The 14,129-nt window shown below is 61.8% G+C and carries 17 protein-coding genes and 1 pseudogene; 8 read left to right on the forward strand and 10 right to left on the reverse strand.

What is annotated here, in order from left to right; all coding sequences use genetic code 11:
- Positions 1–38: 38 nt before the first annotated feature.
- On the reverse strand, positions 39–1,421 hold the full coding sequence (locus ACR3XE_RS03715; protein ID WP_473698944.1) for a putative O-glycosylation ligase, exosortase A system-associated: 1,383 nt from the start codon (positions 1,419–1,421) through the stop codon (positions 39–41).
- Complete coding sequence (locus ACR3XE_RS03720; protein WP_473698943.1) at positions 1,414–1,569, reverse strand: hypothetical protein; 156 nt, start codon at positions 1,567–1,569, stop codon at positions 1,414–1,416. The genes ACR3XE_RS03715 and ACR3XE_RS03720 overlap by 8 nt, the downstream gene beginning before the upstream one ends.
- Positions 1,570–1,680: 111 nt before the next feature.
- Here ACR3XE_RS03720 and ACR3XE_RS03725 point away from each other — a divergent pair, with 111 nt between their 5' ends.
- Both ACR3XE_RS03725 and ACR3XE_RS03730 read left to right on the forward strand, forming a co-directional pair.
- On the forward strand, positions 1,681–2,904 hold the full coding sequence (locus tag ACR3XE_RS03725) for a TIGR04063 family PEP-CTERM/XrtA system glycosyltransferase (protein WP_473698942.1): 1,224 nt from the start codon (positions 1,681–1,683) through the stop codon (positions 2,902–2,904).
- A gap of 47 nt (positions 2,905–2,951) precedes the next feature.
- The gene (locus ACR3XE_RS03730; RefSeq protein ID WP_473698941.1) at positions 2,952–3,845 is read left to right on the forward strand and encodes a hypothetical protein; all 894 of its coding nucleotides are present in this window, start codon (positions 2,952–2,954) and stop codon (positions 3,843–3,845) included.
- 28 nt (positions 3,846–3,873) lie between these two features.
- On the opposite strand, the gene ACR3XE_RS03735 is transcribed toward ACR3XE_RS03730, so the two are convergent.
- Both ACR3XE_RS03735 and ACR3XE_RS03740 read right to left on the reverse strand, forming a co-directional pair.
- Positions 3,874–4,206, reverse strand: coding sequence for a hypothetical protein (locus ACR3XE_RS03735; RefSeq protein WP_473698940.1), 333 nt, complete (start codon positions 4,204–4,206; stop codon positions 3,874–3,876).
- Positions 4,206–4,460: a hypothetical protein gene (locus ACR3XE_RS03740; RefSeq protein ID WP_486185919.1), complete on the reverse strand. Its 255-nt coding sequence runs from the start codon at positions 4,458–4,460 to the stop codon at positions 4,206–4,208. The genes ACR3XE_RS03735 and ACR3XE_RS03740 overlap by 1 nt, the downstream gene beginning before the upstream one ends.
- Positions 4,461–4,586: 126 nt before the next feature.
- On the opposite strand from ACR3XE_RS03740, the gene ACR3XE_RS03745 reads away from it, so the two are divergent.
- Positions 4,587–5,255, forward strand: a complete 669-nt coding sequence (locus ACR3XE_RS03745) for a S24 family peptidase (protein WP_486185920.1) — start codon at positions 4,587–4,589, stop codon at positions 5,253–5,255.
- A 9-nt stretch (positions 5,256–5,264) separates the two neighbouring features.
- Here the strand turns inward: ACR3XE_RS03745 and ACR3XE_RS03750 are convergent, their stop codons facing one another.
- On the reverse strand, positions 5,265–5,576 hold the full coding sequence (locus ACR3XE_RS03750; protein ID WP_473698938.1) for a hypothetical protein: 312 nt from the start codon (positions 5,574–5,576) through the stop codon (positions 5,265–5,267).
- 226 nt (positions 5,577–5,802) lie between these two features.
- Between ACR3XE_RS03750 and aqpZ the strand changes: the two are divergent.
- A pseudogene (gene aqpZ / locus ACR3XE_RS03755) lies at positions 5,803–6,479 on the forward strand (aquaporin Z).
- A gap of 47 nt (positions 6,480–6,526) precedes the next feature.
- On the opposite strand, the gene galU reads toward aqpZ, so the two are convergent.
- Together galU and ACR3XE_RS03765 are read right to left on the reverse strand one after the other, a co-directional pair.
- Entirely contained in the window at positions 6,527–7,390 is an 864-nt protein-coding gene (galU, locus tag ACR3XE_RS03760) for a UTP--glucose-1-phosphate uridylyltransferase GalU (RefSeq protein WP_473698937.1), read from the reverse strand.
- 137 nt (positions 7,391–7,527) lie between these two features.
- The gene (locus ACR3XE_RS03765; protein WP_473698936.1) at positions 7,528–8,541 is read right to left on the reverse strand and encodes a M48 family metallopeptidase; all 1,014 of its coding nucleotides are present in this window, start codon (positions 8,539–8,541) and stop codon (positions 7,528–7,530) included.
- Between the two features lie 100 nt (positions 8,542–8,641).
- On the opposite strand from ACR3XE_RS03765, the gene ACR3XE_RS03770 reads away from it, so the two are divergent.
- The 3 genes from ACR3XE_RS03770 (at position 8,642) to rpsI (ending at position 10,924) form a co-directional block, all read left to right on the forward strand.
- Positions 8,642–9,694, forward strand: a complete 1,053-nt coding sequence (locus ACR3XE_RS03770; RefSeq protein WP_473698935.1) for a COX15/CtaA family protein — start codon at positions 8,642–8,644, stop codon at positions 9,692–9,694.
- Between the two features lie 238 nt (positions 9,695–9,932).
- The gene (rplM, locus tag ACR3XE_RS03775; protein ID WP_473700371.1) at positions 9,933–10,412 is read left to right on the forward strand and encodes a 50S ribosomal protein L13; all 480 of its coding nucleotides are present in this window, start codon (positions 9,933–9,935) and stop codon (positions 10,410–10,412) included.
- Positions 10,412–10,924, forward strand: a complete 513-nt coding sequence (rpsI, locus tag ACR3XE_RS03780) for a 30S ribosomal protein S9 (protein WP_473698934.1) — start codon at positions 10,412–10,414, stop codon at positions 10,922–10,924. Before rplM ends, rpsI begins: the two co-directional genes overlap by 1 nt.
- Positions 10,925–11,024: 100 nt before the next feature.
- On the opposite strand, the gene ACR3XE_RS03785 is transcribed toward rpsI, so the two are convergent.
- Positions 11,025–11,333 (reverse strand): ferritin family protein, encoded by a 309-nt coding sequence (locus ACR3XE_RS03785; RefSeq protein ID WP_473698933.1) that lies wholly within the window; start codon positions 11,331–11,333, stop codon positions 11,025–11,027.
- Positions 11,334–11,508: 175 nt separating this feature from the next.
- Here ACR3XE_RS03785 and ACR3XE_RS03790 point away from each other — a divergent pair, with 175 nt between their 5' ends.
- The gene (locus ACR3XE_RS03790) at positions 11,509–11,994 is read left to right on the forward strand and encodes a DUF2165 domain-containing protein (RefSeq protein ID WP_473698932.1); all 486 of its coding nucleotides are present in this window, start codon (positions 11,509–11,511) and stop codon (positions 11,992–11,994) included.
- Positions 11,995–11,997: 3 nt separating this feature from the next.
- Here ACR3XE_RS03790 and ACR3XE_RS03795 read toward each other — a convergent pair whose 3' ends face one another.
- Positions 11,998–13,044, reverse strand: coding sequence for a phosphotransferase family protein (locus tag ACR3XE_RS03795; protein WP_473698931.1), 1,047 nt, complete (start codon positions 13,042–13,044; stop codon positions 11,998–12,000).
- Positions 13,041–14,129 (reverse strand): Rv3169 family protein, encoded by a 1,089-nt coding sequence (locus ACR3XE_RS03800; protein WP_473698930.1) that lies wholly within the window; start codon positions 14,127–14,129, stop codon positions 13,041–13,043. The genes ACR3XE_RS03795 and ACR3XE_RS03800 overlap by 4 nt, the downstream gene beginning before the upstream one ends.

Raw genomic sequence — 14,129 nt, forward strand, 5'->3', positions numbered from 1 at the left:
AGCGCATTATGTGCGCCAAGGTTCCGTTTCTGCTTGTTTTAAGAGGAGGCGGGCAATTGCGGCGTCACCGGTCGCATCGCCGGACGCGCGGTGAGCGGGCGCCATCCGGCCTCCCGCTCGCGGCGGCGGCAATAGGTCGCCAGCCCCATCTGAAGCGCCAGCATCATGTAGATGAAGGGCTGAAAAGCGATGCCGACAAACAGCGACCCGACAAGGTAGGAGGCATGGCCGTGCTGGAGCGCGGTGGCGAGGGGGGCAATCCATTGCTCCTCGGCCCGCCGCGTCGTGCGATACCGTCGCCGCAATCGCTCCATCTGGACGAGGCCGCTGATGTGCAGCAACAGCCATAGCGCAAGGCCCGGATAGCCCTGTTCGCCCAGCATCTCGAAATAGCTGCTGTGATAGGCGCGCGATTTATCCGTATAGGATGTGGGTTCGTCGCTCATCGGGGCATCGGGATCATATTTTCCCGCCGACAGTTCGACCCGGATATGGTTCTGGATATAGGCGTTGAACCCGCCGCCGAACGGATTGTCCTTTGCATAATTCCACGTCCATGCCCACACGGCGAGGCGGGTCGAGGCCGATTCATCGGATTTATTGTTGCGGATTGTTTCCATCCGGTCGGTGAAGCTTTGCGGCAGGAACGGGATGGACGCGACCGCCAACGCGGCGGCGATCCCGGCATAGAGAAAACGATGCTTGACCGCGCGCAGCGACAAAGCGGCGACGACAACCAGACACACCAGGCCGGTCCGCGCCTCGGTTCCGATGGGGATCAGGATGCAGGCAAAACATAGCGCATAGCAAAAGGCCGACACACGCCAGTCGGGCGGAAAGATGGTGCCATGTTTGCGATACCAGAGGATCAGCGGAATGATGGCAATTGCCACGCACGACATGATGCTGCCTTCGTAGAGGCCGTAATTTTCGCTGAGTAACAGTTCCAGCGTGCCATAGCCGCCGCCGCTGACCGCAGTTTTGATGCCGCCCGAAATCGCAATCGAGCCTGCCGCCAACAGCATGATCAGCGCCAGCGCCTCTATGCGTAACCGGGTGCGGAGAGTGAGCGGCAGGAAGATGGCCCATAGCAACGCCTTCCAGACCCAATCCCATTTATCGAGCGCCTCGACCGGAAAGTCGGCCTGCATCGTCGTCAGCCCGCAATAGATCAGCAAAAGCACGAGAATGGATTGCTGTCCCGACCAGCGTGTATCGCGCTTGTCGTCGATGGTCAGCCAGCCAAGTATGGCGAGCCCAAAGACGATCAGCGAAATCGGGATCGAATTGATGAGATAATAGCTGAGCTTTTGCGGGGCGACGATGTCGATATAGCAATAGCAAAGCACGAACAGAAACGGCTTGCGAAAGCCGACCCCGATAAAGGCGAACAGAAAGGCGATGAAGGCGATGTCACGCATCTTGCGCCGCGTCCTCATTCGCCTGTTTGCGGCTGGTCCATTGCTGGCGCGGAGTGACTTCGCGGTCGAGATCGTCGCGATAGAGCAGGCGCCACAAGGCAATCGCCATCAGCGCATGGGTCAGTCCGATGGCAAAATTGTCAACCATGGGGCGGTGCGGCTTTCCTGTTCGCGGCGCGGATATAAGGACCGCACTTGTGGGTCCTAACCGAACGGGGTTGACGCGGCGTTAAGGCTTCTCTGGCAAAGCGCGGAGAATATGACGCGTATTTTGCATGTTCTCGACCATAGTTTGCCCGCGCACAGCGGCTATACATTCCGCACACGCGCGCTGATGAAGGCGCAGCTGGCCAAGGGCTGGGACGTCGCGGGGGTGACGGGCGTTCGCCACCCCGATCCGGGGCCGGACAGCGAAACGGTCGACGGGCTGACATTCTATCGCACCCCGCCGATTGCGCCGGCGCATTCGCCAATCCGCGAATGGCGCGAAATTGGGGCGCTGGCGGCGCGGATTGATGCGCTGGTCGATGCGTGGAAACCCGACCTGCTCCATGCCCATTCGCCGGTGCTCGACGCCATGGCGGCGCTGCGGGTCGGCAAGCGGCGCGATATTCCGGTGCTGTATGAAATCCGCGCCTTCTGGGAAGATGCGGCGGTGGGCAATGGCACGGGGCGCGAAGGCAGCGCGCGCTATTTCCTGACCCGCCAGTTGGAAACCCATGCGGTCAAATCGGCCGATGCCGTTGCGGTTATCTGTGACGGGCTGCGGCGTGACCTGATGGCGCGCGGGGTTGCCGACGACAAGATTGTGGTGTCGCCCAATGGTGTTGATCTGGACCTTTTTGGCGCACCCTTGCCGCGTGATGCGGCGCTGGCGGCCTCGCTGGGGCTGGGCGAGGGCGATGCGGTCATCGGCTTTATCGGCAGCTTTTATGATTATGAGGGTATCGACGACCTGATTTCGGCGATGCCGGCGCTGGTCGCGGAGCAGCCGCAGGCGCAATTGCTGCTTGTCGGTGGTGGACCGATGGAGGCGGCGCTCAAGGCTCAGGCAGCAGCGTCGCCGGTTGCCGCGCGCATCCATTTCGTCGGCCGTGTTCCGCACGATCAGGTGGAGCGTTATTATTCGCTGATCGACATATTGGCCTATCCGCGCAAACAAATGCGGCTGACCGATCTGGTCACACCGCTCAAGCCGTTGGAAGCGATGGCGCAGGGCAAGCTGGTCGCCGCGTCCGATGTGGGCGGACACCGCGAACTGATCGAGGATGGTGTCACCGGCAGTCTGTTCGCTCCCGATGACCCGGCGGCGATTGCGGCGGCGCTGGCCGCGCTGCTTTCGGCCCGTGAAACTTGGCAAGAGCGTCGCCAGACGGCCCGTGAATTTGTCGAGAAACATCGTAACTGGTCGTCAAACATTTTACGTTACGAACCTGTTTACCAGCGATTGTTGCGGCAAAATGCCGCATCGCTTGCTGCTTGAACATGATGAGGGACAATGTCCTGAACGAGGACACTGAAGTGGTGGCAATGGCTAAGTTTGATTTTGGATCATGGCTGAACAAGGCGGCGGCGCTGATGCGCGGCTTCCGTCCGGCGCTGCCTGCTGCCTTGGGCGGGGTCGCTCTGACCTTCCTGTTCGCCGCCGTGATGCCGATGGCGTGGGTGCGCACGCTGGCGTGGAACCTCTATCTCGACCGGCTGTCGTCGCTGTTCGTGCCGCCGGTTGGCGATGCCGGACGGCTGGCGCTCGCGATAGGCATGGCGTTGATTGCCGGCCTGTTGGCGGTGCTTGTCGCGCTGGCGATGACCAAACCCGAAGTGCAGGGCAACGGGGCGATGAACCGCCGGATTGCTGCGCGTGCGAAACAACAGGATGATGACGGGGATGCGCTGCTACGCCGCCGCGCCGACCGGCATCCCGACGATGCCCCGCGTCCGCCCATTCGCGCCGCGCGCGATTTGCCCGCTGGTGGGCTAGGCCCAACGCTTGGTCGCGACCTGTCCGAAATGGTGGAGGATGATCGCGGTGACGATCTGGGCTTCGATGATGACAATTCTGGTGTCGAGACGGACCAGGACGAAACGGAATTGCCCGATCTGACACTCGCCGAGTTGGCCGATGATGACAGCGAGCCGTTCCTGCTTGGCGACCTTGCGCCGCCAGAGGATGTGCCGCCCGCATCCGCGACCGCTCTGGCGGAGCTTGAAACGGTGGAGCCGACCGAAAATGCGGCCTCGCTGGGGGCCATGGTGGCGCGTTTTGAATCGGGCATGGAACGTCGCCGCAAGATCCGCGATGGCAGTTCGGCCAAGCATCTGACGACCGAGGCGGCCAATGAAGATGATGAGCCACCCATCGATTTTGCCCTCGAAGCCGCGCTCTCCACCTTGCAACGCATGGCACGCAGCGCCGTCAACTGAGCCGGTCCGGCACGCCCGCGGGCGGGCATCAATCCTCGACGGTCAATATTTCGATGCGAAATGCGGGTGGTTCGCCGCCGCTGGCGCTATCGCAAACGGCCAGATCCGCGACAATATGACCGGCGAGTGGCCATTCCATCGTCGATAATCTTTGTTCGAGCATAGCGCGCGATTCGGCGCAGGGTTCCGCCGCCGGAGAGCAGTCGAAATAATGACGCGCTCCGACAAAATTGGCACTCGCCCAAGGGCGAAATCCGCTTTCGGATAGGGTGCGGCCTTTTCCCAATGCCTCTGCCAGCAGGCGGCGCATCCGGCGGTGTGGGCAGCCCGGGCGGGACGGGTAGGCGGGGCTATGGCGCATCAGACCTTCTCCGCCGCGCGCGCCGACCGAGTCCGCGCATCGCCGATGGGGGCAACGCGCCCGGCTTGACACTCGGCGCGCCAAATGTTCATGAAATGTTCAACACGACAGATAAGGCGACGCCCCGGTTCACGCCCGCGCCGAAGGTCGCCGACCAACCGTGGATCGCCTACTGCGCGGCGCCCGAATACGGTGGGCGGCATCGTCAATTCTTTCAGAAATGCGTCGATCCGTTGCAACAGGCTGCGTTCCATTTGTTCCTCCCTGAAAGTCGCCAAAGCGGGCGAGTCGTGAAATAGGATAATTCCTATCTGATAGTCAATTTCCTACTTGTCTAGGAAAAATCCGTTTGGTATGAAAATAGGACGAAAGGATGATCCGTGACCCAAGCTGCCTCTGATCCCCGCGTGACGCTGGACCGCCTGTTGCAAGAGCGCGGGCTTGATTATGCGCGGCTGTCGGCGGTGATCGGGCGCAACCCCGCCTATATCCAACAATATATCAAACGCGGTTCGCCGCGCCGTCTGGCCGAGCAGGACCGCGCACGAATCGCCGCCTATCTGGGCGTGTCAGAGGCTTTGCTGGGCGGGCCGATGCAGCGCGTTGCGGTTCCTTCGCGACCGCGTGGCCGCGACATGATGCTGGTTCCCAAGCTGGCGATCGGGGCGTCGGCGGGCGCAGGAGCGAGCGTCGATGGCGAAGCGGTCGAGGGCGAAGTCGCGTTCGACCTGAAATGGCTGCGCGGACTGGGCGCCGATCCGCGCGTGCTCAGCATCATTCGGGTCGAGGGCGATTCGATGGCGCCGACGCTGGGTGATGGCGACGATATTTTGGTCGACGGCGGCGATGCGGCGGCGCGGCTCCGCGATGGCATCTATGTGCTGCGGCTCGACGACATGCTGATGGTCAAACGTGTTGCCCGCGCGCCGGGTCCGGGGCGTATCGCGGTGACGAGCGATAACCCGCATTATCCCAGCTATCCCGACCTCGCGATGGAGACGGTGCAACTGGTGGGGCGCGTCGTGTGGGCGGGACGCAAGGTTCATTAGAACTGGGTTCTAACGCGGAGCGGACATTTCGGCTTCGATTTCATGGTCGAGGACTTCGGCGCGCTGGCATTGATCCTCATCGCCCTTGCGGCATTTGGCGCTGGCCTTGTCGCGCTGACGCGATAGCTTGCCCAGCCGTTCTTCCTGCGCGCGCATGGCACGGCCGCGGTTACGGTCGGATTCATCCTGGCTGGTCGTCGTCCAGTCGGCGGCTTTCCCCACGACCTTGACCGGCGCGGTGACGATGGATTTGACTGTGCTGACACAGCCGGAAAGCGCCAACGGCGAGAGCATGAGGATGAGGAATTGCGCGCGCATCATATGGCTTTCCGGTCGGTAGCAGGGACTTTGCAAGTCTGTTCCCTAGACCAGAAAGGCTGAACCGGCCACAACCGCGACACCAGACGGCAAAGCGCGAACGTGCATTTGGTGGATTCTGACTCTAAGCTGTCGGTAAGGCGGTCATTTATCGCGACCGCCGACAATGGGAGGGACGATTATGACCAATATGCAAAAGGGTTTGGCCGAGATGATCGGCACTTTCTGACTGGTGTTCGGGGGGTGCGGTGCCGCCGTGCTGGCGGCGGGAGTTCCCAATGTCGGGATCGGCTATCTGGGCGTGGCGCTGGCCTTTGGTTTGACGGTTGTCACCATGGCTTATGCGATCGGCCATATTTCGGGCTGCCATTTGAATCCAGCGGTGACAGTCGGGCTATGGGCTGGCGGCCGGTTCGAGGCGCGCGACATTCCGCTCTATGTTGCGGCGCAAGTTGTCGGCGCGATCATCGCGGCGCTGCTGCTCTATTATGTCGCGAGCGGGAGTCCGACTTATGACATTGCTACCAATGGTCTGGCCGCCAATGGTTATGGCGCAGGCTCGCCCGGTGGTTATGACATCATATCGGCGCTGGTGATCGAGATTGTGCTGACCGCCGCGTTTCTGTGGATCATCATGGGGTCGACCGACGGACGCGCACCGGCAGGATTTGCGCCGCTGGCCATTGGTCTGGCGCTGACGCTGATCCATCTGATTGCGATTCCGTGACCAACACGTCGGTCAATCCGGCGCGCAGCACGGGTCCGGCACTGGTGGTCGGCGGGCTGGCGTTGCAGCAATTATGGCTGTTCTGGCTCGCCCCGCTGGTTGGCGGGCTGGCCGGGGGCTGGTTGTATCGCACATTGGGTGCCGATGCTGAATCCAAGCCGGATATCGCTGGCGTTTGAGGCGCATTGGTCAGGCGGGGGCAACATAAGCTCCGCCTGACTTCGCGCTATTTCAGCAAATCGACCGCAAAAGCGCGCACTTCGTCGGCAAGGTCGGGGCGTTCGAGCGCGAGCGCCAGATTGGCCTGGATATAGCCCGCCTTTGACCCGCAATCAAAGCGTTGACCGGCAAAGGTGACGGCGTGGAACGGCTGGGTGCCGATCATCGCCGCCATCGCGTCGGTGAGCTGGATTTCGCCGCCCGCGCCCTTTTCCTGGCTTTCCAGCACGCGCATGACTTCGGGTTGCAGGATATAGCGTCCCGACAGGATGAGGTTGGAGGGGGCCGCGTCAATGGCGGGCTTTTCGACCAGCCCCTTTACTTCGGTCAACGCGCCGTTGGATGCACCGGGGTCGATGACGCCATAGCTTGATACTTGTTCGTGGGGCACTTCAAGGACCGAGAGCAGGTTGCCGCCGACCTGATGATAGGCATCGACCATCTGCTTCATGCAGCCGGGCGATCCGTGCATCAGTTCATCGGGCAGGAAAATCGCAAAAGGTTCATCGCCAACAATAGCGCGCGCGCACCAGATCGCATGGCCAAGGCCGAGCGGTTCCTGTTGTCGGACATAGGCGCAATTGCCGGGGCCGAGCCGGGTGGGCAAGAGCACCGACAAATCCTTGCCGCGTTCGGCCATGGTCTTTTCCAGCTCGAACGCGATGTCGAAATGATCCTCGATCGCGCTTTTGCCGCGACCGGTGACAAAGATCATCTGTTCGATCCCCGCCTCGCGCGCTTCATCCACCGCATATTGGATCAGAGGCCGGTCAACAATCGGCAGCATTTCCTTGGGAATGGCCTTGGTCGCGGGCAGAAATCGCGTGCCCAGACCGGCGACAGGAAAGACGGCTTTGCGGATTGGTTTCATGCCGTTGGCCATAACCATGAACTGCGATTATGGGAAGCCGCCGCGATGATGCCTTGTCCATGATGTCGTGCGGGAATTCGATTCGCCTAATTCGGCAAAGTCTTTGCGCGATTTGGTGCGTCCGGTCGCGCGCGCGCCTATTTCAGAGGCGGCGGCGCATCGATCAGCGGCGGGTGCATATCACCGCCTCGTGCCTTGATGCTGTTGATCGTGTCGATTTCCTTTTGCAGCGCGGCGACCCGCGCGCGCCAGCGCGGATGGGTGCCCGCCTGAAACAGGACCGCGCCGTTACGCTGCCCGAATGTCTCCCAAAAGCGGACCGCTGCTTGCGGATTATAGCCCGCCGCCTGCATCAACCAGACCGACAGGCGGTCGGCCTCGACCTCGGTCTGGCGGGTTAGCCGTGCGCTGCGTCCGAATTGCTGAAACAGGCCGCGTTTCACTCCGGCGGCGTCCAGCCGTTTACGGTGCTGTAAAATATTATGCGCCAGTTCATGCGCGACCGCCGCTGCGAGTTCATCATCATCCTTCGCATAATCGGCCAGCCCCGCCGAAATCTGGACCAGCCGCCCATCGGCGGAACCCGTCGGATTGTCCTTTGCATCAACGCGAAAATCGCTGGCGCAGCCTGCCACGGGAGTCAGATGATGCACGGTGCCGCTGGCATCGGTCATGCTGATGTCCGCTGTTGGCGGCAGCGCTGACACGGCGGTTTCAAAACCGTCGATGCGGGTGAAGGGGTCGTCGGTGGGGGCTGCCGGGGGGGTCAGATTGATAGCCGCGACCGCCATTCCGCCCGTTAAACCTGCCAATGCGGCCGGCCCATTCGGGGCGAGAGCGGCGATAAAAGGCGTGTCAGCGGTGCCGGCGTCATAGATTTTCTGGGCTGCGGGCCATTGGGCCGAATCATAAAGCCGGGGATCGCCCAATATCCAGCCGAGTTGCGGCGCAAGCTGTGGGCACCAGCGCGCATTGGCGGTGGTCAGGCGAAATCCGATGGCGGCGACGCGCTGTTCATCAGAGCGGAGTTCGGCATATGGGCTCTCGTCTGCGACCCCTTCGCTGCTTTCGGCGGCAGCGGTCTGCGCCGGTTGACCGAGCGTTCCCAGCAACAGGCAAGTCGCGAATGTGGTGAGGAAAAAGCGCCGCATGTCGTCCGCTTACCAATGCCCACCTGTCGCGGCCATGAATTTTATCGTTGCTCCGATGCGGCCCCTTGCCTCGGGCGCGGCAAGCGACGATAGGGCGGCCATGACGCAAGATTCTGCTTTGGCATTTCGTTCGGGGCCGCGTCCAGCCGCACTGGCGCGCTGGCTCTGGTGTGTGGCCTTTTTGGTGATCGCAGTGGTGGCGGTGGGAGGCATTACCCGCCTCACCGAATCCGGGCTGTCGATTACCGAATGGAAACCCGTATCGGGCATCTTGCCACCGCTGACCCATGCCGACTGGCTGGACGAATTTCATAAATATCAGCAGATCCCCGAGTATCGCGAGATTAACGCGGGCATGTCGCTGTCCGCTTTTCAGGCGATATTCTTTTGGGAATGGTTGCACCGCATCCTTGGGCGGCTGGTAGGTTTTGCGCTGCTTGTGCCGCTCGCCTGGTATGCGTTCCGGCGGGCCATTCCGGCGGGTTATGGCTGGCGCTTGTTTGCGCTGGTGACGCTGGTCGGGCTGCAGGGGGCGATCGGCTGGTGGATGGTCGAATCGGGGCTGTCGGTGCGCACCGATGTCAGCCATTTCCGTCTGGCGACCCATTTGCTGACCGCGCTGTTCCTGCTCAGCGGGTTGGTGTGGACCGCGCGCGATTTGTCGGCGCTGCACCGGAATCCTGCAACATCGCGACCGGCGCGGTTGACGCTGGCGGCGGTTGGCGTGGCCGCGATGCTGGCGGTCCAGCTGTTGCTCGGCGCGTGGACCGCCGGGCTGAATGCCGGATATGTGGCGAGCGACTGGCCGTTGATGAACGGTCATTTTGTGCCGCAAGGTATCGACTGGTCGCATGGTGTCTGGTCGGCGCTGACCAATGATCCTTTCTTGATATTCTTTCTGCATCGCTGGTGGGCGTGGCTGGTGGCCGCGGCGCTGCTGTTGCTGGCCCGCCGATTGTGGCGGTTGCAGGCGAGTGGTTGGGCCAGCCTGACCCTAGCAGTCGTGGCCACCCAAATTGGGCTGGGCATATTGACCACCGTGACGGGGGTTCATCTGTGGATTGCCGTCCTGCATCAGGTTATCGGCGCCATATTGGTCGCGACCGTTGCCGCAGGGTTGCACCGGATTGGCGGCCAAAGCGCTGTCGGTTGATAGCGGGCGTAACCGCATCAGGGGGAGGCTTGGCCGACCAAAGGCGCGTCGCAGATGATTGTAGGGTATTATAATACCCGTCAGCAAAGCCGCATGAGACTTGACTTTGCGCGTATTGAACGCCATTGGGCCGCTCAGAAGCGCCGCTGAGTCCGTGTTTGGACCGGGCGGCGCTGCTGTTTCGGGTGGTTGACCCCAGGTCAATTGCCATCATCCATCGTTTGAGGAGGTCGCCATGATGAAGGCGCTGACCAAAACGACCCAGTCGGCCAATGCCGCGACGGTCGAAAAGAAATGGGTGCTGATTGATGCCGACGGTCTGGTTGTAGGCCGCGTCGCATCGATTATCGCCAGCATCCTGCGCGGCAAGCACAAGCCGAGCTATACCCCGCACGTCGATTGCGGTGACAATGTCATCGTCATCAACGCGGGCAAGGTAAAGTTCACCGGCAAGAAAATGACCGACAAGGTCTATTACAAGCACACCGGCTATGCCGGCGGCATCAAGGAAACGACGCCCGCCAAGATTTTGGAAGGCCGTTTTCCCGAGCGCGTGCTGGAAAAAGCCATCGAACGTATGATCCCGCGCGGTCCGCTTGGTCGTCAGCAGATGCGCAACCTGCGCGTCTTTGCCGGCACCGACCATCCGCATGAAGGGCAGAACCCCGAAGTAATCGACGTCGCGTCGATGAACCGCAAAAACAAGGTGGGTGCATAATGGCCGACGAACAGACCATGACCGATCTCAAGGATCTCGGTGGTGCCGTTGAAGGCAGTGAATCCACCATCGCAACCGCAACGCCGGTCAGCACCATGCCGTTGCGCGAAAAAATCGTCGATGCACAGGGCCGCGCCTATGCGACCGGCCGTCGTAAAGACGCCATCGCGCGCGTTTGGCTGAAGCCAGGCACGGGGAAAATCACCGTCAATGGCCGCGATCAGGAAGTGTATTTCGCACGTCCGACGCTGCGCCTTGTCATCAACCAGCCTTTCGGCCTGACCGATCGCGTTGGCCAATATGACATTGTTGCCACCGTCAAGGGCGGCGGATTGTCGGGCCAGGCGGGCGCCGTTCTTCACGGCATCTCGCAGGCGCTGACCCGCTTTGAACCCGCGCTGCGCGGTACAGTGAAATCGGCCGGCTTCCTGACCCGCGACAGCCGTGCGGTCGAGCGTAAGAAATATGGTAAGGCCAAGGCCCGCCGCAGCTTCCAGTTCTCGAAGCGCTAACCACTTTCCTTCGTCGACGGACGGAGAAAACGGAAAGGGCGGCCCAGCAATGGGTCGCCCTTTTTGCATGTCCGGTCGCCGTGATCGACGGCTTGCGTGTTTAGCCCTTTGTCGCCGATTCTTCGTGGCCGGCGATATCGCCTTCGGTGAACAGATATTCGCGCAGTTCCTTGTCAAAATCGGGACTGTTGCGGCGTAGCCATTCGAGCACCATCGCGGCATGTTCAATTTCTTCGCGCATATTGTGCAGCAGCACATCTTTGAGCGCTTCGTCCTCGCAGTCGTCGGCGCGTTGCTGATACCAGTCCGCTGCCTCCAATTCCTCCATCAGCGATACAATCGCATGGTGCATCGACAGCGTCTTTTTGCTCAAACGCTCCCGTGGTGCGTGCAGTCCTTCACTCGACATATGCGTCTCCTTGGCTGTTCAAATGTGACGTCTGGATCAATCCAGATGTTAGACCCTTATGATACCCGTGGCCAATGCTACGGTTCCAAATCGTCGCGTTCGACATGGCGTCGTGCAAAAAATGGCTTTGCGTCGTTTCCACCCTATCCTAGCTTCGGATCGGGGGGGACTGATCATGTTACGCATTATGAAGATTTTGTTGGTCGTTAGCGTCGCGGCGTGGGGACTGCTGGGCGCTTTCGGTAATCTTATGGATTGGCACGGAACGACGGGCGCGGTGTCGGCGACCGTGTCCATGACGACATTCGACGGCGGAGCCGACGATTGGCGGGCCACGACGAGTCCACTTGTCATCACCATAGGCGCGGCTCTCATCCCGACGCTCAAGCTGGCGACGGCGCTGTTGTGCCTGACCGGAGCTTGGCGGATGTGGAAGGCGCGGGCGGGTGATGCGGCGGTCTTTGCCACTGCCAAGACGTTGGCGCTCGCGGGCTGTGCGCTTGCGGTTTTCATGCTGTTCACCGGCTGGATCGTGATTGCCGAAACATGGTTCGAGCTTTGGCGCTCCGATGTGATGCGCGACGCCGCGCTCGGTTCGGCCTTTCGCTATGGCGGGATGATCGGGTTGATCGCGCTGCTTGTCGGGGCTCGTGACGAATAGGGGTCACAGCAGCCCCAAACTCCCCAGCTCCAGTGCCTGTCGTGCGGGCCGTTCGGCCATCACGGCGAACATTTCATCGCCGCGCGTTGTCCGTTCAACATTCATCGAGGCAAAGACCGCCATAAAATAGCCGCTGAGCGCGCCGATGCGATAGTCGGTCCACAAGGCTTCGGCATCGGGGGTGATGCCCGCCGCGCCAAGACCCGCGAGCCAATGGTCAAAGGCGGGGCGGTCCGCCGCTGCCCGCGTCGTCGGGTCGGCGATGCTGGTGCCGATCAGATAGGCCAGGTCAGCAGCGCCGCTGCCGCGTCCCAATGTCTGCCAATCGACGAACCAGCATTGCGCGCCGCCGGGCGCAAACAGGATATTGTCGATCCGCAAATCGCCGTGAACGATGGTGCGCGCAGCGGGGTGGCGCGACAAATAGGCGTCGAGCCGGTCGACGAGCCCCGCGCCGACGTTAAGGACATCGGGCGCGAGGCGGCCCGCATAGCGTTCGCGAAACCCGGCATAGAGCGTGGGGAACAGCGAGCGCACAAGGTCGCTGTTGTCGCGCGCCAGCCACGGCAGCGTGTCGAGCCGTGGGCTGTTCCACAGCATCGCGTGCAGCTTTGCCGCTTCGTCGATGCAGGGTAACAACGCCGGTAGCGACACGCCGCCAAGCTGATCGCCTTGATCGGCAGGCGCGAGATCGCTCAGCAGCAGCAGAAATTCGACGTCGTCGGGTTCAATCGCGGCGAAATAGCAATGCGGGGTCGCGACGCCGCTGTCTTGTGCCAGTTCGCGGTACCAACTGACTTCCTTGATATAGGTGCCGGTGAGCGCGGCGATGTGGCGGCTGGCGGCATCATGGCTGGGGCATTTGGCGATGATCGTGGCGGGCGCGTCCGATGGGGCGTCAGCCCAATCGAGCGTCAGGCGGAAACTGTCGCACATCTGACCGGTGCCAACCGGTGATGCCGTGAAACGGCGCAGGGCCGATGCGGGTTGTCCTAGAGTTGCCGCCAGCCACGCCGATGTCATCGCGTCGGGGCTGGTCGGAAAGCTCAAGGGGCAGGGTCCATCAGGCCGGTCAGGCCCGTGGCGGCGTGCGGTCCCACGAACAATTGTTCGAGAACGCCGACCCCCCGATGCGTGGTGGTGCCGTCGACCAGTTCGGCGGTGACAAGCGCCTGAACATGCATGGCCAGCGGATTGCCCCATCGACGTTCGTCCGCGCTATGGCTGTCATGTGCAACCGCGTCGCCGCCATGGTCGATGCCATGACCCCAAGTCGGGTGGGTATAGCCAAGCCCGCTCATGGCAAAAATCTGATTGCCGGGGGTCAGTGTCAGATGACGTCCGGCGCCAAGGTCGGCGCGCATCGCGGCGATGCGGCGGGTACCGCTGTGCCAGTCGATGGTGAAGCGGGCATCATCGAAATGCTGTTCTGTCCCGTCATCACCGATCAGCACCGCGCGGCGATTCCAGGGGTTGCCGTCACCATCATCATTGCTGTGAAAAAACAGTGAGCGGTCAACGAAATTGCACGGCGTCCACAGCCAGAAAAACTGGTTGAAATTACCCTCTGGCGGCGGCTGCGGCTCGGCGGCACCGACCGGACGGATGCCCCAGCTCCGGTCGCGGGTGCCGGTCCAGTTCTTGTCCAGATCGACCCGCGTGCCGTCGCACGAAAGCCAGCCCGCCCAATGTCCGTTTTGCGTCATCCGCGTATAGTCCATGAACAGGCGGGTGCCGTTGCGGCGGATGAAGCGCGGTTCCTCGATCGGGAAATGGCGGCCGGTAAAGCGCAGCTCGGCGGTCAGCGGGCCATCATTGGCCGCGACCTTCACCGTCACCTGTTCAAGCGGAACGTCGATGCTGATGCTGATGGGGCCGACAAAGAGATCGAGCCGCTCTCCGCCCGAGCGACGGCTGGCGTGGAGGTTGTGCTGAACGCCGTCGATAATGACGCAAAAGCTGGCGTCGACGATGCCTAGCTGCGGATAAAATCCCATCGCCGCGGCGAAAAACAGGCTGCCGTCGGGGTTGGTGCCGTTGAAGAAATAGCGGTCATAGAAATTGCGGTTGTCGCCCGCAAAGGCGACGGGCTCGCTCGTCTGATGGAGCGGAAAATCATCGCCCTTGGTTAGCAA

It is taken from the genome of Sphingopyxis sp. 10G20-10 (assembly GCF_057365075.1).